This is a genomic window from Micromonospora sp. NPDC049301 (assembly GCF_040678715.1).
GTDB lineage: Bacteria > Actinomycetota > Actinomycetes > Mycobacteriales > Micromonosporaceae > Micromonospora.
In genome coordinates, this window is record NZ_JBFAQO010000006.1 from 1 (window position 1) to 26,342 (window position 26,342).

Sequence of the window (26,342 nt, forward strand, 5' to 3'; positions counted from 1 at the left end):
CACCGCCACGGCGGAGCCCACCGCCACGGCGGAGCCCACCGCCACGGCGGAGCCCACCGCCACGGCGGAGCCCACCATCACGGCGGAGCCCACCATCACGGCGGAGCCCACCATCACGGCGGAGCCCACCATCACGGCGGAGCCCACGACCACGGCGGAGCCCACGACCACGGCGGAGCCCACGACCACGGCGGAGCCCACCGCCACGGCGGAGCCCACCGCCACGGCGGAGCCCACCGCCACGGCGGAGCCCACCGCCACGGCGGAGCCCACCATCACGGCGGAGCCCACCACCACGGCGGAGCCCACGGCCACCCCGACGAAGAGCGAGTTGCCGGTCACCGGCACGTCGGCAGGCAGTCTGCTGTCCACGGCCATCCTCGGCCTGGGTGCCGTGGCGCTCGGTGCCGCGTTCATTGCCGTACGCCGTCGGCGGGACGCGGAGGGCTGATCGTCAGCACCGCAGCGGACACCGGACCGTCCGGCCGTGTCCCCGGGGCCCTCCTCGTCGAGGAGGGCCCCGGGCTACGCCGAGTCGCGCAGGATCAGCTCGGTGGGGAGCATGACCGCCGGTTCGATGGTCTCGCCGGCGGCCAGCCGGAGCAGCTGCCGGGTCATCCTCCGGCCGATCTCCACGATCGGCTGCCGGACGGTCGTCAGCGGCGGCTCGGTGTACGCGGCGGTCTCGATGTCGTCGAAGCCGACCACCGCGACGTCCTCCGGCACGCGCCGGCCGGCCTCCCGCAGCGTCCGCAGGGCGGCGTGGGCCATCAGGTCCGAGGCGGCGAAGACCGCGTCCAGGTCGGGGTGTTCGGTGAGCAGCCGGTGCATCGCCGCCGCCCCGGACTCCCGGGTGAAGTCCCCGATCGCGACCAGCTCGGGCATCCCCGCGTCGGCCATCGTGGTGCGGTAGCCGGTGAGTCGTTCGATCCCGGCCACCATGTCCTGTGGCCCGGCGATGGTGGCGATCCGTCGGCGACCGCTGTCGATCAGGTGCCGGACGGCCGCGGTCACCCCGCCGACGTGGTCGACGTCGACGTACGGCACGGGCACGTCGCCGAGCGGCCGGCCGCTGCACACCACCGGGATGCCGAGCCGGGCCAGCGTGCCGGGCAGCGGGTCGGCGCCGTGCAGCGAGGCGAAGAGCACCCCGTCGACGTGCCGTCCGGTGGTGAACCGTTCGACCCGGTGGTGCCCGGCCGGTGAGCCGGCCAGCATCAGCACCAGTTGCTTGTCGGCCGCCTCCAGCTCCTGGCTGACCCCCCGGATGATGCCGGGGAAGACCTGGTCGTCGGAGAAGACGCGGGTTGCCGCCTCCGGCATGACCAGGGCGATCGAGTCGGTGCGCTGGGTGACCAGGCTGCGCGCGGCCAGGTTGGGCACGTACCCCAGCTCGGCGACCGCCCGGTTGACCGCCTCCCGGATGGGCTGGGCGACGGTGGTGGAGCCGTTGACCACGCGCGAGACGGTGGCCCGGGACACCCCGGCCCGCGCCGCCACCGCCTCGAGCGTCGGCCGTTGCGCCGTCGTCATCGCGACTACCCCCCCGCTCGTCACAACCCGTTCCGGGAGATCACCTCCTGGTACCACCGGGCGCTGGCCTTCGGTGTGCGCCGCTGGGTCAGGTAGTCGACGTGCACGATCCCGAACCGCTTGCGGTAGCCCTCCGCCCACTCGAAGTTGTCCAGGAACGACCATACGAGATAGCCGCGCAGGTCCACGCCCCGGGAGATCGCCTCGTGCGCGGCACGCAGGTGTCCGTCGAGGTACGCGATCCGGTCCGTGTCGATCACCTGCCCCGGCCCGTCGGGCGAGTCGGCGCCCGGCTTGTCGGGGAAGGCCGCGCCGTTCTCGGTGATCAGCAGCGGCACCCCCGGGTAGTCGGTGGCGATCCGCTCCAGCAGGCGGGTCAGCCCGGCCGGTTCGATCATCCACTCCATGTCGGTGAGCGGCCCGGTCGGTGGCAGGAACTGCACGGCGCCCTCGGTGCCCGGGTACGCGCCACCGCCGCCCGCCCCGTCCGGCCGACCCGCGACGTAGCTGGGTTGGTAGTAGTTGATCCCGAGCAGGTCGATCGGTGCGGCGATCAGCTTCTCGTCGCCATCCCGGATGAACGTCGGCTCGACGATGCGCGCCACATGTTCCCGCACGTCGTCGGGGTAGCCGCCGGCCAGCAGCGGGTCGAGGAAGATCCGGTTGTGCAGGCCGTCGACCAGGCGGACCGCCGCCGCGTCCGCCGCGCTCTGCGGATCGGCCGGCCGCACGTCGGCCGGGTTGAGGGTGATGCCCACGCTGCGCGCTCCGGCCGCCCGCAGCGCCCGTGCCGCCAGGCCGTGCCCGAGCAGCAGATGGTGTACGGCCGTGAAGGCCGCCGCCGGATCCTGCTCGCCCGGGGCGTGCACTCCGTTGCCGTACCCGAGGTACGCCGAGCACCACGGCTCGTTGAGCGTGGTCCAGACGTCCACCCGGTCGCCCAGCCGGGCGTACACCGCCGTGGCGTACGTGGCGAAGTGCTCGGCGGTGTCCCGGTTGGTCCAGCCGCCCCGGTCGCCCAGTGTCTGCGGCAGGTCCCAGTGGTAGAGGGTGACGATCGGGTCGATCCCCCGGTCGAGCAGCGTGTCGGTGAGCCGGTCGTAGAAGTCCAGCCCGCGCGGGTTGGCCGGGCCGGTGCCGTCCGGCTGGATCCGTGGCCAGGCCACCGAGAACCGGTACGCCCGCAGCCCCAGCTCGGCCATCAACGCCACGTCGTCGGCGTACCGGTGGTAGTGGTCGCAGGCGACGTCGCCGGTGTGGCCCTGGTACACCTTCCCCGGTGTCCGGCTGAAGGTGTCCCAGATGGACGGGCCGCGTCCGTCGTCGCGGGCCGCGCCCTCGATCTGGTACGCGGCGGTGGCCGCTCCCCAGAGGAAGTGCTCGGGAAACCGGAGTTCATTCACGCCTTGACCGCACCTTCCATGATCCCGCCGATGATCTGCCGGCCGAACAGCACGAAGACCAGCAGCAGGGGCAGCGTCGCGATGGCCGTCCCGGTGAACACCTGCGACATGTCCTGGTAGTACCCGTCCGACAGCGCCCGCAGGGAGAGCTGCACGGTCGGGTTCGCCGGGTCGTTCAGCACAGCGTACGGCCACAGGAAGTCGTTCCACGTGGTCATGAACGTGAGCAGGCCGAGCACGGCGGCGGCCGGGCGCAGCGCGGGCAGCACCACGTGCCAGAAGACCCGGGCGGTGCCGCAGCCGTCCATCCGGGCGGCCTCGATCAGCTCGTCGCTGACCGCCTGGCCGGCGTACTGCCGCATCATGAACACCCCGAACCCGGTGACCAGCGCCGGCACGATCACCGCGGGCAGCCGGTCGTTCCACTGCAGCCGGGTCATCAGCATGTACAGCGGGATCACACCGAGCTGCGTCGGCACCATCATGGTCGCGATGACCACCAGCAGCAGCGCGTTGCGGCCGCGGAACCGCAGCTTGGCGAAGGCGAAGCCGGCCAGGCTGGCGAAGAACACCACGGAGACGGTCACCGTACCGGCCACGATCGTCGAGTTGATCAGGCCGGTCAGGAAGTACGCGTCGGTGTTGTCGAACAGTCGGGAGATGTTGGCTCCCAGGTTGCCGCCCGGTGTGATCGGCGGCGGCAGCTGGCCCATGGCGTCGCTGGACCGGCTGGCCACCACGAACATCCACCAGATCGGGAAGATCGACATCCCGGCGGCGACCACCAGGGCCAGGTACGTGAGCGGGCTGGCCCGCCAGAGCCGGCTCATCGGGCCGCTCCCTTCCGGTCGTCCGGTCCGCCGCCCAGCCGGCGCAGGACCAGTACGTTGACCGCCGCGACGATGGCGATGAGCGCGAAGAGCAGCCAGGCCACCGCCGAGCCGTACCCGAAGTTGTAGTGCGGCGCGAAGGCGTTCTCGAACATGTACATGGTCACGGTCTGCGACTCGCGCAGCGGTCCGCCGCGAATCGGGTTGGTGCCGGAATGGAACAGCCGGGGCTCGGTGAAGAGCTGCAACCCGCCGATGGTGGCGATGATGACGCAGAAGATGATCGTCGGCTTGAGCAGCGGCACCGTGACCGACCAGAACTGCCGGACCCGGTTGGCGCCGTCGATCGCCGCCGCCTCGTACAGGTCGCGGGGGATGGCCTGCATCGCGGCCAGGAGGATCAGCGCGTTGTAGCCGGTCCAGCGCCAGTCGACCATGGCGGAGATGGCCACCCAGGAGGCGACCCGGTCGGACTTCCACTCGACCGCGTCCAGCCCGACCAGGTCGAGCAGCCAGTTGACCATGCCGAACTCGCGGCCGAAGAGCACCCCGAACACGATCGCCACGGCGGCCGTGGAGGTCACGTTCGGGACCAGCACCGCCATCCGCCAGCCGGTGCGGGCCCGCAGCCCCCGGTTGAGCAGGTTGGCCAGCCAGAGCGCGGCGAGCAGCTGGGGGACGGTGGAGATGACGAAGATGCCCAGTGTGTTGACCACCGCGTGCCAGAAGTCGGTGTCGGCCAGCAGCCGGGTGTAGTTCTCCGCGCCGACGAACGGGTGGTCGGTGCCGAGCAGGTCCCAGTCGTGCAGCGAGACCCAGAAGGTGTACACCAGCGGGTAGATCCCGAAGACCGCGAAGAGCAGGAAGAACGGGGCGACATAGAGGTACGGCGAGAACCGGGTGTCGAGGCGGCTGAGCCGGCCCGCCGATCGGCGGTGGGTGCCCGGTGCCGGTGCGACCGGCGGGCGGGCGTCGAGCTGGACGGTCATGCCCGGGGACTCCTTTCCGCAGTGCGGGCGGGACTCCGGTCGCCGGAGCCCGCCCGCACGCTGGTTCGGGCTACTTGGCGGCGGCCTTCTTCGCGTTGGTCACCGCGTCGGTCCAGCCCTGCTCCGGGTTGCGCTGGCCCAGCTCCACGGTCCGTACGGCGTTCTCCACCTCGGTGCGGACAGCCTGGTTCTTCGGGCCCATGTAGACCGGCTTCAGGCTCTTCGCGCCGGTGCCGAAGATCGAGCCGACCGGTGCCCCGAAGAAGTACGCGCTGGTCGCCCCGGTGATCGCCACGTCGTCGAGCGCCTGCGGGGAGGAGGGGAGCGGGCCCTTGGCCTTGAACGCGCCGATCTGGCCCTTGGCGCTGGTCAGGAACTTGGCCAGCTCGATCGCCTCGGCCTGGTGCTTGCTCTGCTTGGGCACCGCGAGGTGCGATCCGCCCCAGTTGCCGCCGTTGCCGGGCACCCGGGCGATGTCCCACTTGCCCTTGGCGGCGGGGCCCGCGTTGCCCTCGATGACGCCGGTCATCCAGGCGGGGCAGGCGATGGTGGCGAACTTCGACTGCTTGAAGGCGGAGACCCACTCCTCCGACCAGGAGCCGTACTTTCCGGAGAGGCCCGAGTCGATGATGTCGATGGTCGTGTCCCAGGCCTGTCGTACCGCCGGGTTGCTGTCGACGACCAGGTTGTCGCTGGTGTCGTAGTAGCTGTAGCCGGTCGTGTTGCCGGCGGTCTGGAGCAGGATGGTGTTGAAGGTGTTGGTCGCCGCGTCGAGGAAGGACGCCCCGGTCTTGGCCGCGACGAACCGTTCACCGGTGGCGATGTAGTCCTGCCAGGTGGGCCAGAGCTTGGAGACCGCGTCCCGCTCGGTGGGTAGGCCGGCCTTGGCGAAGAGGTCCTTGCGGTAGCAGATGGCGATGCCGCCCACGTCGGTGCCGAGGCCGATCAGCTGCTTGCCGTCGGCGGTCAGCCCGGCGTTCCACTTCCACTCGAGGAAGTTGCCCTTGAGGTCGGCGGCGCCGTGGTCCAGCAGGTTGACGAAGTTGCCGGGGTTGGCCTTGTACTCGACCATCAGGCCTTCCTCGATCGCGACCACGTCGCCGGCGCCTCGGCCGGCGGCGAGCCACTGGGTCAGCTTCGGTGAGTACTCGTCGAGGTTGGTGCCGGTGCCGCGCTCGACGATCTTCACGTCGGGGTGCGCGGTCATGTACTCCTGGTAGAGCTGCTCGTAGCCGAACTGGCCGAAGACGTCGACGGTCAGCGTGACCGGCCCGTCCCCGTCCGCCTCGTCGCCGCCACCGCAGCCGGCGGTGACGAGCAGGGCGGTGGCGGCGGCGAGGGCCACCGCGGCGAGGCGGCGGCGCGGGAAGACAGCCATGGGATTCGGACCCCTCTCAAAGGTGGTCGGTGGTGGCAGATGGCTAAGAGAGCGCTCTCACGACAGGGTGGTGGGTCGTCCGGGCCGTGTCAAGAGAGCGCTCTCTAAGGCGTCCGGCATCCAGCGATCTTGATGGCTCGTCGGCACGCGGCGATGCGGAGCGCGGACGCGACGGAGGGCGTCACCCCCACGGGGTGACGCCCTCCGCGTGTCGTCCCGGCCGGCCGGGCGAAGGTCAGCTGGTGCGCACGCCCTCAAGCAGGTTGCGGTCGCCGGTGACGTCCAGCGTCTCGAAGCTGATCCGGCCCCAGAGCGCCAGCAGCAGGTCGCTCGCGGTGCCCCTCACCTGCGCCCGGGCGTGGTGGTCGTCGTGGTCGAAGATGGTCGCGGTGTCGAGCAGCGCAACCCCCTCGCCGCGCAGCCGCAGATACCACTCCTGGGCCGCGTCGGTCGCGGAGAGCTGCACCACCCCGTGCCAGTCGCCCGGCGTCCGCCGCCGGCCCGCGGGCAGCCAGGTGTCCAGCACCTCGCTCACGCCGTCGGCGGCGAGCTTGGCCTCCACGGGCTCACCGGCGGCGATGGCGAGCTGGGCGTCCCAGCGGTGCACCGCCGTCTCGTGCGCCATCCGGCGCGGCCAGAAGCCGGCCTTCTTCGGCTGCGGGGCCCAGTTCCACGCCGGAGCCTCCGCGTCGAGCCCGTCGAAGAGGGTCATCAGCTGGTCGTACCCCTGCTGCCAGAGCTGGAGCGGGCTCCGGCCCGGGTCGGCCTCGACCCGGTCCGGGCGGGCCGGCGCGGTGGTCAGGCCGGAGCCGACAAATGACGAAACCCAGTGGTAGATGCCGGCGAGGTGCAGAGTGAGATCGGTGACCGTCCAGCCCGGACAGGACAGCACCGGTGTCTCCGGCGGCGCCTCGGCCACCGCCGAGGCGAAGGCCGGACCCTCCGTCCGGAGCGCGCCGATCCAGAAATCCTTGCTGCCCTGCAGTCTGCTCATCGCCATCCTCCCGGGGGTGCCGGGCCACCAGTGGGTGCCACGGCTGCCCCTCAGCCTAAGGTGAAAGACGTGTCAGACGCCTACGCCCAGCCGACAACCGAAGCCGATCGTGCCATCCCTGGTCCACTGGCCAGCTACACCACGCTGCGGATGGGTGGGCCGGCCGGGCGGATCGTGGCCGCGGACACTGCCGACGAGATCGTTCGGGCCATCCGGGCCACGGACGGACCGCTCCTGATCCTGGCCGGCGGCAGCAACGTGGTGATCGGCGACGCCGGCTTCCCCGGAACGGTCGTCCTGGTGCGCTCGCATGGCCTGCGGGTCATCGCCGAGGACGCGGACTCGGTCACGGTGCGGGTCGAGGCCGGCGAACCGTGGGACGACCTGGTCGCCGCGACGGTGGCCAACGGCTGGGCCGGCCTGGAGTGCCTCTCCGGCATCCCCGGCTCGACCGGTGCCACCCCGATCCAGAACGTCGGCGCCTACGGCCAGGAGGTCGCCGAGACCATCACCGGGGTCGAGGTGTACGACCGGGCGGAGGACGTCCGCCAGTTCATCCCCGCCGCCGACTGCGGGTTCGCCTACCGGGGCAGCATCTTCAAGTACGGGGACCGCATGGTGGTGCTCTCCGTCGACTTCCGGCTCGCCCGGTCCCCGCTCTCCGGCCCGGTGCGCTACGCCGAACTGGCCCGGGCGCTCGGTGTCGAGGTGGGCGACCGGGTGTCGCTGGCCGATGCCCGCGCGGCGGTGCTGCGGCTGCGCGCCGGCAAGGGCATGGTGCTCGACGCCACCGACCCGGACACTCGCTCGGTCGGCTCCTTCTTCACCAACCCCGTGCTCGACCGGGCGTCGTACGAGCTGCTCCGGGAGCGCGCCGTCGAGCTGGGCGAGCCGCCGGCCTGGCCCGGCCACGACGACACCGTCAAGGTGAGCGCGGCCTGGCTGATCGACAAGGCCGGCTTCACCAAGGGCCACCCCGGCCCGGACGGCGTGGCGATCTCCGGCAAGCACACCCTGGCCCTCACCAACCGCAGCGGCACGGCCAGCACGGCCGACCTGCTCACCCTCGCCGGCGACATCCGCGACACCGTGCAACGCCGCTTCGGCGTGACCCTGCACCCCGAACCCGTCCTCATCAACTGCGCGCTCTGATCCCGGGCCGGCCCGGTCAGGTGCGGGGGGCGACGCTGGGCCAGGGGAGCGTCAGCTCGCCCTGGCGCCAGCGGTGGGGGCGGTCGAGGATGGGCCAGCCGGTGTCCCTGAGGTGGGTCACGGCTCGTAGCCAGCGTTGACGCGGGCCGAAGGTGGCGTACGGGGCGGCGGAATGCCAGGCGCCCTCCAGCGCGGAGATCAGCTCGTGCACCGGCTCGCCCGGCACGTTGCGGTGGATCAGCGCCTTGGGCAGCCGCTCGGCCAGCTCGGCGGGGCTGCCCAGCGTGGTGAGCTTCGCGGCCAGGGTCAGCGTCCGGGGGCCGTCGGCGTCGATCAACAGCCAGCCGGCGAGCCGGCCCAGCTCGTCGCAGGTGCCCTCGACGAGCACCCCGCCGGGGGCGAGCGCGGCGGTCATCGTCCGCCAGGCGTCCGGCACCTCGCGTTCGTCGTACTGGCGCAGGACGTTGAACGCGCGGACCAGCACCGGCCGGAGCCCGGCCAGCTCGAATCCGCCCCGGGCGAAGGTCAGCCCGGGTGGGTCGGCGGCCGGCGCGGCGGCCGCCACCCGGGCCGGGTCGATCTCCAGCCCGACCAGCCGTACGTCCCGACGCACCCCGGCGGCCAGCCGGGCCCGCAGCTCCACCGCGGTCACCGGGGTGGCGCCGTAGCCGAGGTCGACCACCAGGGGGTCGACCGCCGCCCGCAGCCGGTCGGCGCAGGTCGCGACGATCCAGTTGTCCACCCGGCGGAGCCGGTTCGGGTTGGTCGTCCCCCGGGTGACCACGCCGAGAGGCCGGTGCCGCGCCGCCCCGCTCATCCCCGGCTCACCGCTCCCGGGTCACTGCCCGACCCGGTGCACCTTGTGCTGGGCGGCCTGCGCGCGTGGCCGGACCACCAGCCGGTCCACGTTGACGTGCTGGGGTCGGGTGGCGCACCAGGCGATGCAGTCGGCCACGTCCTCGGCGACCAGTGGATCGGGCACACCGGCGTAGACGGCGGCGGCCCTTTCCGCGTCGCCGTCGAAGCGGACCAGCCCGAACTCGTCGGTCTTGACCATGCCCGGGTCGATCTCGATCACCCGCAGCGGCCGGCCGCACAGCTCCAGCCGGAGCGTGCCGGCGATGGCGGTCTGCGCGTGCTTCGCCGCGGTGTAGCCGCCCCCGCCCTCGTACACGGTCAGTCCGGCGGTGGAGGAGACCACCACGATCGTGCCCGCGCCGGACGCCTCCAGCGCCGGCAGCAGCGCCTGGGTCACCCGCAGTGTGCCGAGCACGTTCACGTCGTACATCCACTGCCAGTCGCCGAGCGAGCCGGACTCCACCGGATCCAGCCCGCGCGCCCCGCCGGCGTTGTTGACCAGCAGGGTGACGGGCCCGGGAGCCTGCGCGGCGGCCTCGGCCAGCCCGGCCACCGACTCGTCCGAGGTGACGTCGCAGGTCACGGCGGTGGCCTGCCCGCCGGCGGCGGTGATCTCGGCGACCAGGTCGGCGAGCCGGTCGGCGCGGCGGGCGGCGGCGAGCACGTGGAAACCCTCGGCGGCGAGCCGGCGGGCCGTGGCCGCGCCGATTCCGCTGGAGGCTCCGGTGACGATGGCGACAGGGGTCATCCCGCCATTCTCACCCCGGCCAACGGGTCCGGTTCGGGCGGGCGTGACGGCCACCGTCAGCGGGGCAGGAGGGTGGGCCGTGATGAGGTCCGTCACCCCGGGGGGCCGCGCCGACGAATTTCCGTAGGCCGATGGGGAAGATGACATCCGGCGTACAGGTTGTCCGAGAAGCGCCGGTCGTGCGAGACGGCATTAACCGTGACAAGAGGAGCGGACGTGGCGGAACTGCACACCGGCGTCGGTCGTCAGCGAGGTGCCCGACCGTGGCCCCGGCCCCGCCGCATCGCCACCCTGTCGGTGCACACCTCCCCGCTGCACCAGCCCGGCACGGGCGATGCCGGCGGGATGAACGTCTACATCCTGGAGGTCGCCCGGCGGCTCGCCGAGGCCAACGTCGAGGTGGAGATCTTCACCCGCGCCACCTCCGGCGACCTGCCCCCGGTGGTCGAGATGGCCCCCGGCGTGCAGGTCCGGCACATCACCTCCGGCCCGCTGGAGGGGCTGACCAAGGAGGAGCTGCCCGGCCAGCTCTGCGCCTTCACGGCCGGGGTGCTGCGCGCCGAGGCGTCCCGCCCGCCGGGGCACTACGACCTGATCCACTCCCACTACTGGCTCTCCGGCCAGGTCGGCTGGCTGGCCAAGGAGCGCTGGGGGGTGCCGCTGGTGCACACCGCGCACACCCTGGCGAAGGTCAAGAACGCCCAGCTCGCGGCCGGTGACCGGCCCGAGCCCAAGGCCCGCGTGATCGGCGAGGAACAGGTGGTCGCCGAGGCGGACCGGCTGGTCGCCAACACCCGGGTGGAGGCTCGCGACCTCGTCGAGCGGTACGACGCCGACCCCGCCCAGGTCGCCGTCGTACAGCCGGGCGTCGATCTGCAGCGGTTCCGGCCCGCGCCGGGCGACCGGTCCACGGCCGCCCGCGCTGCCCGCCGCCGGCTCGGGCTGCCGGTCGACGGGTACGTGGTGGCCTTCGTCGGTCGGATCCAGCCGCTCAAGGCGCCCGACGTGCTGATCCGCGCGGTCGCCGCGCTGCGGGAGCGCGACCCGGCGCTGGCCGACCAGGTGACCGTCGCGATCTGCGGCGGGCCGAGCGGCAGCGGGCTGGACCGGCCGACCGCGCTGATCGAGCTGGCCGCCACGCTCGGGGTCACCGACCGGGTGCGCTTCCTGCCGCCCCGCACCGGGGACGACCTGCCGGCCCTGTACCGGGCCGCCGACCTGGTCGCGGTGCCGTCACACAACGAATCCTTCGGGCTCGTCGCCCTGGAGGCGCAGGCCTGCGGTACGCCGGTGCTGGCGGCCGCCGTGGGCGGGCTGGTCACCGCCGTACGCGACCAGGTGAGCGGGGTGCTGATCGACGGGCACGACCCGGCGGACTGGGCGCTCGCGCTGGCCCGCCTGCTGCCAGACCACGCCCGGCGGGCGGCACTGGCCCGAGGCGCCGAGCAGCACGCCCGGCACTTCTCCTGGGACCGTACGGTCGCCGGCCTGCTCGACGTCTACGGCGAGGCGGCCGCCGCGCACCGTGCCCGCCTCGTCGCCGACCTCGCGGGCGGCCCGGCGCTCTCCTGCTCCTGGTGACCCGGCAGGGCTCGCCCGCCAGCCGGTGCTCCCGCCGGGCCGGTCGTAGAGTGGTCCGGTGAGCCCGAAGAGCGATCTTGCGACCCTGATCGAGTCCGTCTGTGCCGAGCGGGAGTTGGCCTGCGAGTCGACCGGGCCCGGCTCGTACGCGGTGACCCTGCCGGGCACCCACAAGCTCAAGACGGTCTGCAACCTGATCGTCGGCGAACACGCGCTGCGGATCGAGGCGTTCGTGATGCGCCAGCCGGACGAGCGGCGTGAGGAGCTGTGGGCCTGGCTGTTGCAGCGCAACGCACGCATGTACGGGGTGTCCTTCTCCACCGACGCGGTCGGCGACGTGTACCTGACCGGGCGGGTCAACCCGGCCGGCGTGGACGCCGACGAACTGGACCGGCTGCTCGGCGCGGTGCTCACGTACGCCGACGAGTCCTTCGACACCATGCTGGAGATCGGCTTCGGCAGCTCCATCCGTCGGGAGTACGAGTGGCGGGTCAAGCGCGGCGAGTCGACCGCCAACCTGGCCGCCTTCGCCCATCTCTTCGAGCCCTCCGGCTCCGGCCCCGCCCCGGCCTGACGGCCCGACGTGGGCCGGCCTGACCCCACGGCCCGGAAGCCCGTTGCCGGCTGGTGGTTCGGAGCGCTCCTGACGGGTATGCCGCACCGCGCGGTGCGGCAAGGGACCCCCGCGCGCCGAGGACGGAGTGTCGAGGAGCGTGAGCGTCCCATGGCTCAGCGGAACAGCTCAGGTCGCGGCGGGACTGCGACCAGGACGAAGCGACAGACCGGCAACCAGACACCGAACACTCCCGGGATCTCCGAGTCGGAGATCTCGGGGATGCGGGTGGACGACATCCGCGGGCAACTGCGCAAGCGCGGGGTCTCCGGTATCTCCGCACTGCGTAAGCCCGACCTGGTGAAACAGTTGGTGCGCTCGCTGCGCGCCGAGGGCGGCGGCGCGGGTCGTCGTAGCACCGGTCCGGCCGGCCGGGCCGCCGGTACCCGGGCGTCGGCGGGTCGTGCCGCCGCGACGAAGAAGTCGGCGACGCGGGCGGCGCCGAGCCGCGCGAAGGCGGCACCGGCGAACAAGAGCGCCCCCGCGAAGCGGGCCGCGGCCAAGAAGACGGCCGCCGCGAAGAAGACGACCGCCGCGAAGAAGACGGCGGCGGCCAAGAAGACGACGGCGGCGGCCAGGAAGACGACCGCGGCCAAGAGGACGACGGCGGCGGCGAAGACGACCGCCCGGAAGAAGACGACGACGGCGCCGGCGAAGAAGACGACAGCGGCGAAGTCGACGGCTGCCCGCAAGGCAGCGACCGCGCGCAAGACAACGGCCGCGCGGAAGTCGACGACGGCCCGGAAGACCACGGCGCGGAAGACGACGACCGCCCGGACCGCCCCCGCGCGGAAGGCGCCGGCCAGGAAGGCCCCGGCGCGGCCGTCGGCGGCGAAGCGGGCGTCGCCCGCCAGGTCCGCTGCGACCACCGGGCCGGCCGGCGGAGCCCCGGCGGCCGTGGGGATCCGCACCGGGCGGGGCACCGGGCGCTCGGTTCGCAGTTCGCAGGTGATCGCGTCGATCGCGGATCGGCCGGAGCGCCCGGGACGAAGCCTGGTCACCGCGAATCACGAGGTCATCCAACGGTGGGCCCGGGAGCGCGGTGCGAAGCCGGCGACCATCGCCGGTACCGAGCGGGACGGCCGGGCGGGTGTGCTGACCTTCAACATCCCCGGTTACCGGGAGAGCAGCCGGATTCGTGAGATCACCTGGGATGAGTGGTTTCACACCTTTGACCTGCGCCGGCTGAACCTGATCTATCAGGAGCAGATGCGCGACGGTCGGCAGAGCAACTTCTTCCGGACCGAATCACCCGATCGGGAGGACGGTTGAGGTGTTTGCGGGAATGCGCGAGGGGTATGCGGCTGTTGCCACAGACCGAGGCCCGAACTGCGGATACTCGCGAGTTGTGACCGGCGAGACAGCCGGTCTGGGTTGAATCCAGAATCCGGGCGAACTAACTTTATTGCACCGCGCCACGCTTGGAAACGTTCGGGGGAGCGGCGGATCGATCAGATCCGCGCACCGGGCGAGGCGCGAGGGGACGGGTGGATCAACCGTTGGGGGACGGTGCCCACCTGTTTGGACCGGCGGCGCGAGCGGGCGACGCTTACGGGGGTGAGTGTTGCCCGCCGCCGCCGGCCCCGCCGTCCAAACGCCCACCACGACCTTTGCGTCGTGGTGGGCGCTTTGCGTCGTACCCGGGGTGGGTGGCCGGTCAGGCTGCCGGCACGCGGTCCACGGGCGGTGTCGCCTCCCGGTTGGCGGCCCGGTGCAGGGCGGCGACGTGCCGCTCCCGGGGCGGCCCGGCGAACAGGTGCCCGAGCGCGGCCAGCAGGCCCAGCCCGCCCACGATCAGCCAGTGCCGGTCACCGAGGTACTGAAGGCTCACCCCGCCGAGCGTGGGGGCGACGAACGCCGCGGCCGGGAACGTCAGGTAGAAGACCGACTGATACCGCGCGCGCAGCTGTGGCGGTGCCAGGTCGGCGTTGATCTGCGCGTTCGGCGGGGCGGCGAGCATCGAGCCGACCGTCCAGACGACCGCGGCACCCAGGTAGACGGCCAGCTCGTCGGCGACCGCGAGGACGCCGAAGCCGACGGCGAGCAGGGCGGTGGAGGCGGCCAGCACGACGTCCTTGCGGTGCCGGTCGATCAGCCGGGGCACGAACAGCTGCCCGAGCACGATGAGCGCGCCGCCGAGCGCCACCACCAGCCCGTACGCGGACGGGCCCAGGCCGTCCGCGCGCATGGCCAGCGGCATGATCGTCGAGGTCTGGAGGGTGAGCACGGCCAGCACGAAGGTGAGCCCGACGAAGACCAGGAAGGTCCGGTCGGTGAGCGCGGTGTGCAGTCCCGGTCGCCGGGGCCGGACGACGCCGGGCGTCGGTTGGAGGTCGGCGGCCCGTTCGCTGCGCCGCAGGGTCTCCGGCACCTTCCAGCCGATCACGGCGGCGGCGGCCAGGGTGGCGCCCGCGTCGACCAGGAACAGCGCGGTGAAGCTCGCCTCGGCCAACACCCCGGCGAGCAGCGAGGCGACCGCCATGCCCAGGTTGAACGCCCAGAACTGGAGGTTGAACGCGCGGGAGCGACGCTCCGCTGGCACCACGTCGACGATCGCCGCGACGAAGGCCGGGCTGGGCATCGAGTGCACCACGCCGACCAGCGCGGAGAGCACCGCGATCAGGATCAGGGGTCGGCTGAAGGCCAGGGCCACCATCAGGCCGGCGGTGACCAGGTGCGCGGCGAGCAGGGTGGCCCGGCGGCCCCACCGGTCGGCCAGCACACCGCCGAGCAGCACACCGGCCGCCCCGCCGGCCCCGTACGCGCCGACCACCGTGCCGGCCAGCGCTTCGCTGGCCCCACGCGCGTCGGTCAGGTAGAGCGACAGGAAGAGCATGGCGAACGCGCCGGCCCGGTTGATGAGCAGGCCGGCCCAGAGGTACCAGAAGGTGGCGGGGAGCCCGCCCGCGGTGTCGTGCCACCAGCGCCGCAGGGTGTGCACCCGACCTCCCGACAGTTCGGTTTCCTAACAGTTTCCCCTGCACGGTAGGAACCGTGCGCGGGCCCCGCCACCCGATTTCCTGATCATGGGCGCTTCGTCACCGGGGAGCGGGCCGCTGCTCAGGCGGCCGCCGCCTCGGCGGGCTGCCCCGCCGACGGCGGGGTGGCGCTGACCGGTGCCAGCGCCTCGCCGGAGCGGCGCAGGGCGGTGGCACGCCGCTCCCGGGCCGGGCCGGACAGCAGGTGGGCCACCGCGGCCACGACGCCGATCGCGGCGCAGCCGAGCCAGAGCGTCGAGTTGCCGGCGTGCTCGCGCACCAGGCCGCCGAGGACCGGCGCGCAGGCTCCGGCGATCTGCCAGGAGAGGCCGAACACGCCCTGGTAGCGCCCGCGCAGCTCGGCGGGGGAGAGCTCGGCGATCAGGGTGGAGTTGGACGGCGAGTTCAGCATCTCGCCGACCGTCCAGATCAGCACGGTCAGCCCGTAGAGCCAGGCGGTGCCGGCGAACGCGGTCAGCCCGAACCCGACCCCCATCACGATGGCGGCCAGCGCGAGCACGTGCGAGCGGCTCCGACCCCGGATCAGCCGGGGCACGAAGAGCTGGCCGATCACGATCAGGACGCCGTTGAGCGCGATCACCGTGCCGTAGGTGGCGGGACTGAGGCCGTCGTCGCTCATGGCGATCGGCAGCATCGAGATGTGCTGGAGGAACACCAGGGCGGCGAGCAGGTTGAGTGCCACGAAGCCGAGGAACACCCGGTCGGTGAGGATCGTGCGCAGGGCGCCGCGCGGGGCCTTCAGCGCGGCGGCCGCGCGCCCGCCCTGCCGGGTCTCCGGCACCCGGGCGAAGATGATCAGCGCGGTGACCAGCATGGTGGCCGCGTCGACCACGAACAGCAGCAGGTAGTCGGCCTGCGCGGCGAGACCGGCGAGGACGGCGGCACAGGCGAAGCCCAGGTTGATCGCCCAGTAGTTGAGCGAGAAGGCGCGCAACCGGTCCTTCGCCGGCACCACGTCGATCATCATGGCCCCGAACGCGGGCCGCGCCGCCTCGGCGAACAGGCCGAGCAGCAGGGCACCCAGGGCCACGGCCCAGAGGTCCTTGGCCAGCCCGAGGGCGAGCATCATCGCGGCTGCGCCCACGTGCGCGGTGAGCAACGTGGGCCGCCGGCCCCAGCGGTCGGCCAGGGTGCCGCCGGCGGTGGTGCCGACCGCCCCGCCGACGCCCCACAGCCCGAGCACCAGACCGGCCTGGGAGGCAGAGAAGCCGCGTTCCTGGGTCAGGTAGATGGCCAGGAAGACGAGGACGAACGAGCCGAGCCGATTGATCAGCGTGCCGGACCACAGGTACCAAAAGGTGGTTGGCAGGCCGCCGGTGGTGTCCCGGAACCAGCTCCGCATCGTCCGCACGTGGCGCCCCCGCGTGTAAGTAATGACCCATATGACTTCAGCGCCTTACAACTTAGTCGGGCGCGGAGTCACTGGTCACCCGCTTTTTCACGTGGTGGTCGTCACGACGGGTGCCCGCGTGTCCCGGCGACGGTTGAGGCAGGATGATCCGCATGACTGCGAGCGAGGGGCCCACCATCGGGACGCTGGTCCTGCTGCGGCACGGCGAGAGCGACTGGAACGCCAAGAACCTCTTCACCGGCTGGGTGGACGTCGACCTGACCGAGAAGGGCGAGGGGGAGGCGCGGCGCGGCGGCGAGCTGATGCGCGAGCACAGCCTGCTGCCGGACGTCGTGCACACCAGCGTGATGCGCCGGGCGATCCGCACCGCCGAGCTGGCGCTGAACGCCGCCGACCGGCACTGGATCGCGGTGCGCCGGTCGTGGCGGCTCAACGAGCGGCACTACGGCGCCCTGCAGGGCAAGAACAAGAAGCAGACCCTGGACGAGTACGGCGAGGAGCAGTTCATGCTCTGGCGCCGGTCGTACGACACCCCGCCGCCGCCGATCGCCGACGACGACGAGTGGTCGCAGGTGGGTGATCCGCGGTACGCGCTGCTGCCGACCGAGCTGATGCCGCGCACCGAGTGCCTCAAGGACGTCGTCGAGCGGATGCTGCCGTACTGGTACGACTCGATCGTGCCGGACATCCTGGCCGGCCGGACGGTGCTGGTGGCCGCGCACGGCAACTCGCTGCGGGCCCTGGTCAAGCACCTCGACCAGATCTCCGACGAGGCGATCGCCAAGCTGAACATCCCGACCGGCATCCCGCTGCGCTACGACCTCGACCCCCAGCTGCGCCCGCTCAGCCTGGGCGGCACCTACCTCGACCCCACGGCGGCGAAGGAAGCCGCCGCCGCGGTGGCGAACCAGGGCCGCTGAGACGTCAGAAAGGGCCCCTTGTCGTCGCCCAGCGACAGCAAGGGGCCCTTTCTCCAGGTCAGCTGGCGGTGGGGGCGGTCTGCCCGGTGATCAGGTAGACCACGTGCTCGCCGGCGTTGACCGCGTGGTCGGCGAACCGCTCGTAGAAGCGGCCCAGCAGGGTGGCGTCGATCGCGGTCTCCACCCCGTACGGCCAGTCGTCGCCGAGCAGCACCGCGAACAGGTTCTTGTGCAGCTCGTCCATCGCGTCGTCGTCGCGGTCCAGCTCGCCGGCGAGGTCGGCGTCGGGCTTCGCCAGCACCGAGCCGATCTTCACCGCCATCCGGTCGGCGATGTCCGCCATCTCGGTGAAGATCGCCCGCAGCTCGGCCGGTACGGCGGGCGAGGGGTGCCGGCGCAGCGCGGTCTTCGCCACGTGGTCGGCGAGGTCGCCCATCCGCTCCAGGTCGGCGGCCACGTGCAGGGCGGTGATCATGGCCCGCAGGTCGGAGGCGACCGGCGCCTGCCGGGCGAGCAGGTCACAGACCCGCTCCTCGACGTGCCGGTAGAGGTCGTCGATCTCGGAGTCCCGCTCGATGACCGTCTCGGCGGCCTGCCGGTCGGCGGTGAGCAGGGCCCGGGTGGCCTGGCGCATGGCGGCGCGCACGCCCTCCGCCATGTCCACCAGCAGTTGGCTGACGATCTGGAGGTCGGCCCGGAACTCGTCGCGCATCATCACGTCCTGTGGTCGGTCGCCGCCGACGGGTGCCGGCGCAGGGGTTGAGCAGGGTGCGCCGCCAACGGTAGGTGGCGCGGACGGACCCCGGATGAACCCCGGTGAACGACGCCAGACGCGGGAGTGAACATTCGCGAAAGTGAGGGTGGTTCGTCCCGGTCTGTGTGGTAGCCAGGTTAACAATGACCCTACGATCGCCGGGTGGAGTGGGCGGTGGCGGTCGTGGTGGCCGTGGCACTGGTGGCCGGGTTGGCCGCCGGTCTCCTGCTGCCCCGGTTCCTGCCGGCCTCCACGTCGACGGGGAGCGCAGGCTCCCGCTGGAGCAGGGGGAGGCCCGCGATAGCCGACGAGCAGCAGGCCGGGCTCGGCCGCCGGACGATCGACTCGCTCCGGGCCGGTGTCGTGGTGCTGGACAACGACGACGTGCCCGTTCTGATCAACCCGGCCGCCCGTGCGATGGGTCTGCTGCGCACCGGCAGCACCGCGGGCTCGGTCGCCGCGCACCCGCTGATCCGTACCCTCGCCGGCCAGGTGCGGCGCACCGGGGTGCGGCGCGAGATCGAGCTGGACCTTCCCCGGGGCCGCGACAGCGCGGGGGAGAACCCGCTCGGCGTGCACCTGCGGGCGATGGGCCTCGGCAACGGCTTCATCGCGGTGGAAGCGGTCGACGTGACCGAGTCACACCGGCTGGCGCGCGTGCGACGTGACTTCGTGGCCAACGTGAGTCACGAGCTCAAGACCCCGATCGGGGCGCTCCAGCTGCTCGCCGAGGCGCTGCTCGACGCCACCGAGCCGGCCGACGCCGCGGCGCCCGACCTCTCCGAGGACCTGGTCGCCGCCCGCCGGTTCGCCGAACGGATCCAGCACGAGTCGACCCGGCTGGGCCGGCTGGTGCAGGAGTTGCTGGAGTTGACCCGGTTGCAGGGCGCCGAGCCGCAGCCGCCGGCCGAGCCGGTCGCACTGGACTGGGTGATCGCCGAGGTGGTCGACCGGACCCGCACCACGGCCTCCGCCCGGGGCGTCGAGGTGTCGGTGACCGGGGAGCGCGGCCTCACCGCGTACGGCAGTGACACCCAACTCGCCACCGCGGTGGCGAACCTGGTGGAGAACGCCATCAACTACTCGGGTGAGGACACCACGGTCCGGGTCACCACCCACGGCGACGACGAGCACGTCGAGATCGCCGTCGCCGACCAGGGCATCGGTATCGCCCCGACGGACGTGGACCGGATCTTCGAGCGGTTCTACCGGGCGGACCAGGCCCGCTCGCGTGCCACCGGCGGCACGGGGCTCGGCCTGGCCATCGTCAAACACATCGCGAGCAACCATGGCGGACGGGTCGAAGTGTCGAGCACTCTTGGTGGTGGATCGACGTTCACTCTCCGGCTGCCCGCCCGTCCACCGGACGACCTGCTGGCGACACTGCCGCCGGCTGGGATCGAGGCCGGTCCGGCCGAGCTACGGCAGGTCTGACAGCAATGGAAAGGAAATCCCCGTTGAGCCGCGTTCTGGTGGTCGAGGACGAGGAGTCGTTCTCCGACGCCCTGTCGTACATGCTCCGCAAGGAGGGCTTTGAGGTCTCGGTCGCCGCGACCGGCACCGACGCCCTCACCGAGTTCGACCGAACCGGCGCCGACATCGTGCTGCTCGACCTGATGTTGCCCGAGATGTCGGGGACCGAGGTCTGCCGGCAGCTCCGGCAGCGGTCGGCCGTCCCGATCATCATGGTCACCGCCCGCGACAGCGAGATCGACAAGGTGGTCGGCCTGGAGATCGGCGCCGACGACTACGTCACCAAGCCGTACTCGCCCCGCGAGCTGGTGGCCCGGATCCGGGCGGTGCTGCGCCGGCAGAGCCCGGAGGTGGCCGACCCGGGTGCCCCGACCCTGGCCGCCGGGCCCGTGCGCATGGACATCGAGCGGCACGTGGTGACCGTCGACGGTGGCGCCGTGCAGCTGCCGCTCAAGGAGTTCGAGCTGCTGGAGCTGCTGCTCCGCAACGCCGGCCGGGTGCTGACCCGGGGTCAGCTCATCGACCGGGTCTGGGGCGCCGACTACGTCGGTGACACCAAGACGCTGGACGTGCACGTCAAGCGGCTGCGCTCCAAGATCGAGCCGGAGCCTTCCGCGCCGCGCTTCATCGTCACCGTCCGGGGGCTGGGCTACAAGTTCGAGCCGTGATCGGCGTACCGGAGGGGCGACGCTCGGCGTCGGCCCCTCCGGCCGTCACGGCGTGACCTGCTCAGGGCCCCGCGGAGCGGACTCGGGGCGAAGGGCTGTCAGGATCAGCTAGACCTCGTCGGCGGGGTGCGGGGCGACCAGGCCCTGCTTCGTGCGGGCCGCGCACAGCTCGGCCAGCCGCTCGTACGCCGCCGCGCCGATCAGCGCGGTCAACTCGGGCCCGTACGAGAGGTACATCGGCTCGGCGCCGACGTGCGCGTCCGTCGAGGAGGTGCACCACCAGTCCAGGTCGTGCCCGCCGGCACCCCAGCCCCGCCGGTCGAACTCCGACAGGGTGGAGACCAGGACCTTGCTGTTGTCCGGACGCTTGACCCACTCCTGGTCCCGCCGGATCGGCAGTTGCCAGCAGACGTCCGGCTTGTACTCCAGTGGGTGCACCCCGTCGCGCAGCGCCTGGGCGTGCAGCGCGCAGCCGCCCCCGCCGGCGAAGTCGGCGTCGTTGAGGAACACGCACGGCCCCTCCGGGCCCTGGGTGGCGGTCCGGCGGGCCGGGGTCTTGCCGTCGATGGTGTCGTTGTCGGTCCAGTTCTTGAACCCGCGCCGGAAGTGCTGCCAGGTCGTCGGGGTGAGCAGCTTGACGGCGTTGCGGACCCGCTTCTCGTCGTCGGAGTCGGTGAAGAACGCTCCGTGCGAGCAGCAGCCGTCGGCGGCCCGGCCGGCGATGATGCCGTGGCAGCCCCGGCCGAAGATGCAGGTCCAGCGGGAGAGCAACCAGGTCAGGTCGGCACGGATCAGGTGGGTGTCGTCGGCGGGGTCGGCGAACTCGATCCACTCTCGGGGAAAGTCCAGCGGCACCTCGCGGCTGCGCGGGTCACCCGGATCGTCCACCAGCACGCGGAGCTCCATCGTCACCCGGCCCAGCGTACGCGCGGTCCACTCCCTGGGCCGGCGAGCCGCGCAAACATGTTGCACCTAGGGTCTTCACCATGCGACTGGGTGTCCTCGACGTCGGATCCAACACGGTGCACCTGCTGGTGGTGGACGCGCACCACGGCGCGCACCCGTGGCCGGCGCACTCGGAGAAGGTGGTGCTCCGGCTGGCCGAGCAGATCGGCCCCGACGGAGCGCTGACCGACGCGGGCTCGGACGGTCTGGTCAAGGCGGTCGGTATGGCGAAGGCGGCGGCCGCCGGGCTGGAGGCCGACGACCTGATCGCGTTCGCCACCTCCGCGGTGCGCGACGCCACCAACGCCGCCGACGTGCTGGCCCGGGTCCGCGACGAGACCGGCGTACGGCTGGCGGTGCTCTCCGGCGCGGACGAGGCGCGGATGACCTTCCTGGCCGTGCGGCGCTGGTTCGGCTGGTCGGCGGGACGGCTGCTGGTGCTGGACATCGGCGGCGGCTCGCTGGAGATCGCCGCCGGGATCGACGAGGACCCGGACGTCGCGGTCTCGCTGCCCCTCGGCGCCGGCCGGTTGACCCGGGAGCGGCTGCGGTCCGACCCGGCCAGCGCGGCGCCGCCGTCCGCCGAGGCCGTCGACAAGCTGCGGGAGTACGTGGACAGCCGGCTGGACAAGGTCGTCGACCAGATGACCGAGGTGGGCTGGGAGCGGGCGGTGGCCACCTCGAAGACGTTCCGCACCCTGGCCCGGCTGGCCGGGGCGGCGCCGTCCGGTGCCGGGCTCTGGGTGCGGCGCAGCCTGACCCGCCCCGGGTTGCGGCAGGTCATCGGCTTCATCCGGCACATCCCACCGGCCCAGCTGATGGAGCTGGAGGGGGTCAGCGCGGGCCGGGCACACCAACTGCTGGCCGGCGCGGTGGTCGCCGAGGCGGTGATGCGCCGTCTGGATCTGGAGTCGCTGGACATCTGCCCGTGGGCACTGCGGGAGGGCGTCATCCTCCGCCGGCTCGATCAACTCGCACCGATGTGACAGGCGCGGGTGGTTACGGGTGGTTTGCCGGCGCTCGTCACGATGGCGTCGGCGCCGCCGGGCTACCCTGGCTGATGTGACTTCCCGCGTTCCCGTCCTCCTGTCCAGCTCGTCGGTCTTCCCCGAGCCGACCGCGGCGGCGTTCCAACTGGCCGCCGCGCTCGGCTACGACGGCGTCGAGGTGATGGTCTGGACCGACGTGGTCAGCCAGGACGCGGGCGCGCTGCGCGGCCTCTCCACGCACTACGACGTGCCGGTCCTGTCGGTGCACGCGCCCTGTCTGCTGGTCACCCAGCGGGTGTGGAGCCCCGACCCGTGGGAGCGGCTGCGCAAGGCCGCCGAGCTGGCCGAGACACTGGGGGCGCCGACCGTCGTGGTGCACCCGCCGTTCACCTGGCAGCGCGACTACGCGCGCCGGTTCACCGAGGGGCTCGCCGAGGTCGAGGAGCGGTTCACCGGGCTGCGCTTCGCGGTGGAGAACATGTACCCGGTGCGGATGGCGGGCCGGCGGTTCGTCCCGTACGTGCCGGGCTGGGATCCCACCGACACCGGCTACCCGTCGTACACCCTCGATCTGTCGCACTGCGCGGCGTCGCACAGTGACCCGCTGGAGATGGCCGACCGGATGGGCGCCGGGCTGGCCCACGTGCACCTCGGCGACGGCACCGGCGAGGGCCGTGACGAGCACCTGGTGCCCGGGCGCGGCACCCAACCCTGCGGGGAGCTGCTCTCCTCGCTGGCCGGGCGGGGCTTCACCGGCGCGGTGGCCGTCGAGGTGGCGACCCGGGGCGCGAAGAGCCGCGCGGTGCGCGAGGCGGACCTGCGCGCCGCGTTGGAGTTCGCCCGTCAGCACCTGACCGCGCCGTCTCCGGTCGACGCCTGACCCCCTGGGCGGGGTGCCCGGACGTCGACCGGTGCGACGTCAGCTGACCGGGGTGAGCGAGTCGGCGCCCGCCGTCGGCTGCGCGGCGACCGTCACCTGCTCGCCGACCGCGGCCCGCTTGCGGGCCCGGTGCGCCGCCACGTGCGAGCGGGTGGCGCAGCGCTCGGAGCAGAACCGCCGGCAGCAGTTGGACGACGTGTCCAGGTAGACGTTGCCGCACCGCTCGTCGGCGCAGACGCCGAATCGGGCACTGCCGTACTCGCAGAGCCAGACCGACAGCCCCCAGACCGCGCCGGCCAGGTATTCGGCGCTGACCGACGCGCCCCGGCTGGTCACGTGCATGTGCCAGTCGCTGGAGTCGTGACCGGAGATGCGCGGCTGGACCGGGAACGCCTCGAGCAGCGCGTTCAGCTCCGTCACCGCCTGGGCGTCCCGCCCCGAAGTGCCGTACTCGAAGACGTCGCGCAGCCGCTTCTGTGCCCGCCGGAAAATCACGACGTCCCGTTCCGCGACCTCGTCGCGCATCCAGGCATTGTCGTCGGGGAAGAGGGCCCGCAGGTCGTCGAGGTCGTCCAGGCGGGCGTTGACCAGGTCAACGCCGGTCCGGGCGTACGCGTCGAAGTTCACGCCCCCAACGGTAGACGACTCACGGGGCGCGCGGCGCGTCGATGTAGTGCGGCAGGAACCGCGCGTAACCGTCGGTGATCAGACTCGCGCTCTCCCGCACCCCCACCCCGGCGGATTCGCCGTCGACGATCCAGCTGCCCAGCACCATCCGGTTGCCGTCGAACTGCGGCAGCGCGCGGAACTCCTGATAGCACCAGCCCTCGTCCCCGTAGATCCCCGGGTTGGTGATCTCCTCCTCGGCGGTGACGATGCGGACCGAGCCGCCCTCCCGGCCCAGCAGGGGCTTGGCCACGTACTCCGGCATGCCGCGCGGCGAGTCGACGTACGCCGGGAGCAGGTACTCGTGGCCGGGGTAGAGCTCCCAGAGGACCGCGAGCAGCGCCTTGTTGGACAGCAGCAGCTTCCAGGCCGGCTCGATCCAGGTGGTCGGGGTGCCCGGGGCCAGCGCCGGCGGCCCGTACGGCTCGGCCAGCATCCACTCCCACGGGTAGAGCTTGAAGCAGGTGGTCACGGGCCGGTCGGCGGCGTCGACGAAGCGCCGGCCGTCCCAGCCGATCTCCTGGATCGGCAGCAGCTCGACGGTCAGACCGGCCTGCCGGGCGGTCTCGGCGAGGTAGCCGGCGGTCATGTGGTCCTCGCCGGACTCCTCCTCGTTCGACCAGAGCACGTGCACCCGGGGGTCGTGCAGCCCGGCCCCGATCTTCGCCCAGGCGCCGACCAGCCGCTCGTGCAGGCTGTTCCACTGGTCCAGCTCCGGCCGGGTCTGCTCCAGCCAGTACCACTGGATGATGCTCGCCTCCACCAGCGCGGTCGGGGTGTCGGCGTTGTACTCCAGCATCTTCGGAGGCCAGACGCCGTCGTAGGCGAGGTCGAAGCGCCCGTAGAGGGTGGGTGGCGCCTCGCGCAGCGAGCGGGCCACCGCCTCGGCCGCCCAGGCCGGGATGCCGAACTCGGCGTACCGGCGGTGGGCCACCACGTGCTCGGCGGCGGCCACCGACATCCGGTGCAGTTCCTCGGTGGCCTCCTCCAGCCGCAGCACCTCGTCCAGGTCGAAGGCGTACGCGGCGGTCTCGTCCCAGTACGACATGATGCCGCCGTCGGGCAGCTCGGTGTCGACGTAGACCAGCCCCTGAGCCCGGATGGTGGCGTCCCAGTCGGGTCGCGGCACGACCCGCTCGCGGCGCATCTCAGCCGCCGCAGGCGGCGAGGTGGGTGCCGAAGCCCCCGCGCTCGGGCAGGGCCGCGGTCGTCGGCTCCGGTGCGGCGCGGCCGGCGGCCGGGTCGGCGACCCGCATGGCGAGCGCGACCGTGTCGCCGCCACCGACGGGCCCGAGGGCGCAGTCGTCGTCGTCATCGTCGTCCGAGGTCATGTTGCAGCCGGAGAGGGCGAGCGCGAGAGCGGTGAGCGCGCCGAGCTGCACGGAGGCCGACCGGAGCCGGCGGCGGGGGCGTTGGTCCACGGCATCGTTGTAGCCGATCGACGCCACCGCCGCCGCCCCGCCCCAGGGTGAGCAAGGAACCCTTGTTGTCGGACTCCGGTGCACAACGGCTCTTTCCAACCGGGCCGGGGCGTGGTGCGGCGGGGTGGTCGGCCGCCCCTCGGCGGGGGTCCTGGCAGGGGCGTTACGCTCGGCTCATGCTCCGTTCCGTCATCCTCGCCGCCTCCCGGTCATCCCAGGTCGAGCGGCTCGTCGCGACCGCCCCGTTCACCCGGGACGTCGTCCGCCGGTTCGTCGCCGGCGCCGCCACCGACGACGCGTTGCGCGCGACCCGCGGACTCGTCGACGACGGCCTGGCGGTCACCCTTGACCACCTCGGTGAGGACACCGTCACCCCCGAGCAGGCCACCGCCACCCGGGACGAATACCTGAAGTTGCTGAAGATGCTCGGTGGCGCCGGGCTGACCCCGGCCGCCGAGGTGAGCGTGAAGCTCTCCGCCCTCGGCCAGATGTTCGACGAGCAGCTGGCGTACGACAACGCCCGGGCGATCTGCGCGGCCGCCGACGCGGTGGGCACCACGGTCACCCTCGACATGGAGGACCACACCACCACCGATTCGACGCTGGAGGTGCTGGAGAAGCTGCGCAAGGACTTCCCGTCGACGGGCGCGGTGCTCCAGGCGTACCTGCGCCGGACCGAGTCGGACTGCCGGGAGCTGTCCTCGGCCGGGTCGCGGGTGCGCCTGTGCAAGGGCGCCTACAAGGAGCCCGAGTCGGTGGCGTACCAGTCGGCCCGCGAGGTGGACAAGTCCTACGTCCGCTGCATGAACATCCTGATGTCCGGCGACGGCTACCCGATGCTGGCCACCCACGACCCCCGCATGATCGCCATCGGGGAGGACCGGGCGCGCTGGTTCGACCGGGGGTCGGAGCGCTTCGAGTTCCAGATGCTGTACGGCATCCGCCCGGAGGAGCAGGCCCGGCTGGTCGGCGAGGGCTACACCGTGCGTACCTACGTCCCCTACGGCGACGAGTGGTACGGCTACCTGATGCGCCGGCTCGCCGAGCGCCCGGCCAATCTGGTCTTCTTCGGCCGGGCCCTGATCTCCAAGAAGTAACCCGGACGGACCGGTCGACGGGCCGGCGGTGGCCCCTGTGGTCCCGCCGGCCCGTTTCGCGTATTCGGGTTGACGAGTTTGGCTAATGACATTAGCTTTA

General features: G+C 72.4%; 27 protein-coding genes. 11 read left to right on the forward strand and 16 right to left on the reverse strand.

All coding sequences use genetic code 11. The features are described 5' to 3' along the window. Positions 1–372 (reverse strand): hypothetical protein (locus AB0K07_RS18655; RefSeq protein WP_363757188.1); only part of this gene is annotated, 372 nt, incomplete at its 3' end. Between AB0K07_RS18655 and AB0K07_RS18660 the strand changes: the two genes are divergently transcribed. Next, entirely contained in the window at positions 332–451 is a 120-nt protein-coding gene (locus AB0K07_RS18660; protein ID WP_363757154.1) for an LPXTG cell wall anchor domain-containing protein, read from the forward strand. The two genes, AB0K07_RS18655 and AB0K07_RS18660, sit on opposite strands and share 41 nt — an antisense overlap. A 74-nt stretch (positions 452–525) precedes the next feature. On the opposite strand, the gene AB0K07_RS18665 is transcribed toward AB0K07_RS18660, so the two are convergent. The 6 genes from AB0K07_RS18665 to AB0K07_RS18690 all read right to left on the reverse strand — a co-directional run bounded on the left by AB0K07_RS18665 (position 526) and on the right by AB0K07_RS18690 (position 7,127). Beyond that, positions 526–1,533 carry a LacI family DNA-binding transcriptional regulator gene (locus AB0K07_RS18665; protein WP_363756666.1) on the reverse strand — a complete coding sequence of 336 codons (1,008 nt, stop codon included), beginning with the start codon at positions 1,531–1,533 and terminating at the stop codon, positions 526–528. 20 nt (positions 1,534–1,553) lie between these two features. Beyond that, positions 1,554–2,936 carry a GH1 family beta-glucosidase gene (locus AB0K07_RS18670; protein ID WP_363756668.1) on the reverse strand — a complete coding sequence of 461 codons (1,383 nt, stop codon included), beginning with the start codon at positions 2,934–2,936 and terminating at the stop codon, positions 1,554–1,556. Next, on the reverse strand, positions 2,933–3,766 hold the full coding sequence (locus AB0K07_RS18675) for a carbohydrate ABC transporter permease (protein ID WP_363756670.1): 834 nt from the start codon (positions 3,764–3,766) through the stop codon (positions 2,933–2,935). The genes AB0K07_RS18670 and AB0K07_RS18675 overlap by 4 nt, the downstream gene beginning before the upstream one ends. Then, the gene (locus AB0K07_RS18680) at positions 3,763–4,755 is read right to left on the reverse strand and encodes a sugar ABC transporter permease (protein WP_363756672.1); all 993 of its coding nucleotides are present in this window, start codon (positions 4,753–4,755) and stop codon (positions 3,763–3,765) included. The genes AB0K07_RS18675 and AB0K07_RS18680 overlap by 4 nt, the downstream gene beginning before the upstream one ends. A 70-nt stretch (positions 4,756–4,825) precedes the next feature. Then, on the reverse strand, positions 4,826–6,133 hold the full coding sequence (locus AB0K07_RS18685) for an extracellular solute-binding protein (protein ID WP_363756674.1): 1,308 nt from the start codon (positions 6,131–6,133) through the stop codon (positions 4,826–4,828). 235 nt (positions 6,134–6,368) lie between these two features. After that, complete coding sequence (locus tag AB0K07_RS18690) at positions 6,369–7,127, reverse strand: maleylpyruvate isomerase family mycothiol-dependent enzyme (RefSeq protein ID WP_363756676.1); 759 nt, start codon at positions 7,125–7,127, stop codon at positions 6,369–6,371. 69 nt (positions 7,128–7,196) lie between these two features. Between AB0K07_RS18690 and AB0K07_RS18695 the strand changes: the two genes are divergently transcribed. Continuing rightward, entirely contained in the window at positions 7,197–8,279 is a 1,083-nt protein-coding gene (locus AB0K07_RS18695) for a UDP-N-acetylmuramate dehydrogenase (protein ID WP_363756678.1), read from the forward strand. 16 nt (positions 8,280–8,295) lie between these two features. Here the strand turns inward: AB0K07_RS18695 and AB0K07_RS18700 are convergent, their stop codons facing one another. Continuing rightward, positions 8,296–9,096 carry a class I SAM-dependent methyltransferase gene (locus tag AB0K07_RS18700; protein WP_363756680.1) on the reverse strand — a complete coding sequence of 267 codons (801 nt, stop codon included), beginning with the start codon at positions 9,094–9,096 and terminating at the stop codon, positions 8,296–8,298. A 21-nt stretch (positions 9,097–9,117) separates the two neighbouring features. Then, complete coding sequence (locus tag AB0K07_RS18705) at positions 9,118–9,885, reverse strand: SDR family oxidoreductase (protein WP_363756682.1); 768 nt, start codon at positions 9,883–9,885, stop codon at positions 9,118–9,120. Between the two features lie 216 nt (positions 9,886–10,101). Between AB0K07_RS18705 and mshA the strand changes: the two genes are divergently transcribed. From mshA to AB0K07_RS18720, 3 genes are all read left to right on the forward strand, one after another. Beyond that, positions 10,102–11,466: a D-inositol-3-phosphate glycosyltransferase gene (gene mshA / locus AB0K07_RS18710; RefSeq protein WP_363756684.1), complete on the forward strand. Its 1,365-nt coding sequence runs from the start codon at positions 10,102–10,104 to the stop codon at positions 11,464–11,466. Positions 11,467–11,524: 58 nt separating this feature from the next. Then, positions 11,525–12,040, forward strand: a complete 516-nt coding sequence (locus tag AB0K07_RS18715; RefSeq protein ID WP_363756686.1) for a YbjN domain-containing protein — start codon at positions 11,525–11,527, stop codon at positions 12,038–12,040. 261 nt (positions 12,041–12,301) lie between these two features. After that, entirely contained in the window at positions 12,302–13,351 is a 1,050-nt protein-coding gene (locus AB0K07_RS18720; RefSeq protein ID WP_363756688.1) for a hypothetical protein, read from the forward strand. 385 nt (positions 13,352–13,736) lie between these two features. Here the strand turns inward: AB0K07_RS18720 and AB0K07_RS18725 are convergent, their stop codons facing one another. Beyond that, on the reverse strand, positions 13,737–15,020 hold the full coding sequence (locus tag AB0K07_RS18725) for an MFS transporter (RefSeq protein ID WP_363756690.1): 1,284 nt from the start codon (positions 15,018–15,020) through the stop codon (positions 13,737–13,739). Positions 15,021–15,139: 119 nt separating this feature from the next. Beyond that, a complete protein-coding gene (locus AB0K07_RS18730) occupies positions 15,140–16,429 on the reverse strand; it encodes an MFS transporter (RefSeq protein ID WP_363756692.1) in 1,290 nt (429 codons plus the stop codon). Positions 16,430–16,581: 152 nt separating this feature from the next. Between AB0K07_RS18730 and AB0K07_RS18735 the strand changes: the two genes are divergently transcribed. Further along, on the forward strand, positions 16,582–17,349 hold the full coding sequence (locus AB0K07_RS18735) for a phosphoglyceromutase (protein WP_363756694.1): 768 nt from the start codon (positions 16,582–16,584) through the stop codon (positions 17,347–17,349). Positions 17,350–17,407: 58 nt separating this feature from the next. On the opposite strand, the gene phoU is transcribed toward AB0K07_RS18735, so the two are convergent. Continuing rightward, entirely contained in the window at positions 17,408–18,061 is a 654-nt protein-coding gene (gene phoU, locus AB0K07_RS18740; RefSeq protein WP_363756696.1) for a phosphate signaling complex protein PhoU, read from the reverse strand. A 204-nt stretch (positions 18,062–18,265) separates the two neighbouring features. Here phoU and AB0K07_RS18745 point away from each other — a divergent pair, with 204 nt between their 5' ends. Beyond that, complete coding sequence (locus AB0K07_RS18745) at positions 18,266–19,537, forward strand: ATP-binding protein (RefSeq protein ID WP_363756698.1); 1,272 nt, start codon at positions 18,266–18,268, stop codon at positions 19,535–19,537. Positions 19,538–19,560: 23 nt separating this feature from the next. Then, complete coding sequence (locus AB0K07_RS18750; protein WP_363756700.1) at positions 19,561–20,244, forward strand: response regulator transcription factor; 684 nt, start codon at positions 19,561–19,563, stop codon at positions 20,242–20,244. Positions 20,245–20,352: 108 nt separating this feature from the next. Here AB0K07_RS18750 and AB0K07_RS18755 read toward each other — a convergent pair whose 3' ends face one another. Next, complete coding sequence (locus AB0K07_RS18755) at positions 20,353–21,150, reverse strand: hypothetical protein (RefSeq protein ID WP_363757155.1); 798 nt, start codon at positions 21,148–21,150, stop codon at positions 20,353–20,355. Between the two features lie 80 nt (positions 21,151–21,230). On the opposite strand from AB0K07_RS18755, the gene AB0K07_RS18760 reads away from it, so the two are divergent. Together AB0K07_RS18760 and AB0K07_RS18765 are read left to right on the forward strand one after the other, a co-directional pair. Continuing rightward, positions 21,231–22,175 carry a Ppx/GppA phosphatase family protein gene (locus AB0K07_RS18760; protein ID WP_363756702.1) on the forward strand — a complete coding sequence of 315 codons (945 nt, stop codon included), beginning with the start codon at positions 21,231–21,233 and terminating at the stop codon, positions 22,173–22,175. 76 nt (positions 22,176–22,251) lie between these two features. Continuing rightward, positions 22,252–23,058, forward strand: a complete 807-nt coding sequence (locus AB0K07_RS18765; RefSeq protein ID WP_363756704.1) for a sugar phosphate isomerase/epimerase — start codon at positions 22,252–22,254, stop codon at positions 23,056–23,058. A 39-nt stretch (positions 23,059–23,097) separates the two neighbouring features. Here the strand turns inward: AB0K07_RS18765 and AB0K07_RS18770 are convergent, their stop codons facing one another. Genes AB0K07_RS18770 through AB0K07_RS18780 form a run of 3 tightly spaced genes read right to left on the reverse strand, consistent with a single transcriptional unit; the run spans position 23,098 to position 25,145 of the window. Further along, complete coding sequence (locus AB0K07_RS18770) at positions 23,098–23,685, reverse strand: CGNR zinc finger domain-containing protein (protein WP_363756706.1); 588 nt, start codon at positions 23,683–23,685, stop codon at positions 23,098–23,100. Between the two features lie 19 nt (positions 23,686–23,704). Further along, positions 23,705–24,871, reverse strand: a complete 1,167-nt coding sequence (locus AB0K07_RS18775; protein WP_363756708.1) for a glutathionylspermidine synthase family protein — start codon at positions 24,869–24,871, stop codon at positions 23,705–23,707. Between the two features lies 1 nt (position 24,872). Beyond that, complete coding sequence (locus AB0K07_RS18780; RefSeq protein WP_363756709.1) at positions 24,873–25,145, reverse strand: hypothetical protein; 273 nt, start codon at positions 25,143–25,145, stop codon at positions 24,873–24,875. A 176-nt stretch (positions 25,146–25,321) separates the two neighbouring features. Between AB0K07_RS18780 and AB0K07_RS18785 the strand changes: the two genes are divergently transcribed. Further along, positions 25,322–26,242: a proline dehydrogenase family protein gene (locus AB0K07_RS18785; protein WP_363756711.1), complete on the forward strand. Its 921-nt coding sequence runs from the start codon at positions 25,322–25,324 to the stop codon at positions 26,240–26,242. The last annotated feature ends 100 nt before the right edge of the window (positions 26,243–26,342 follow it).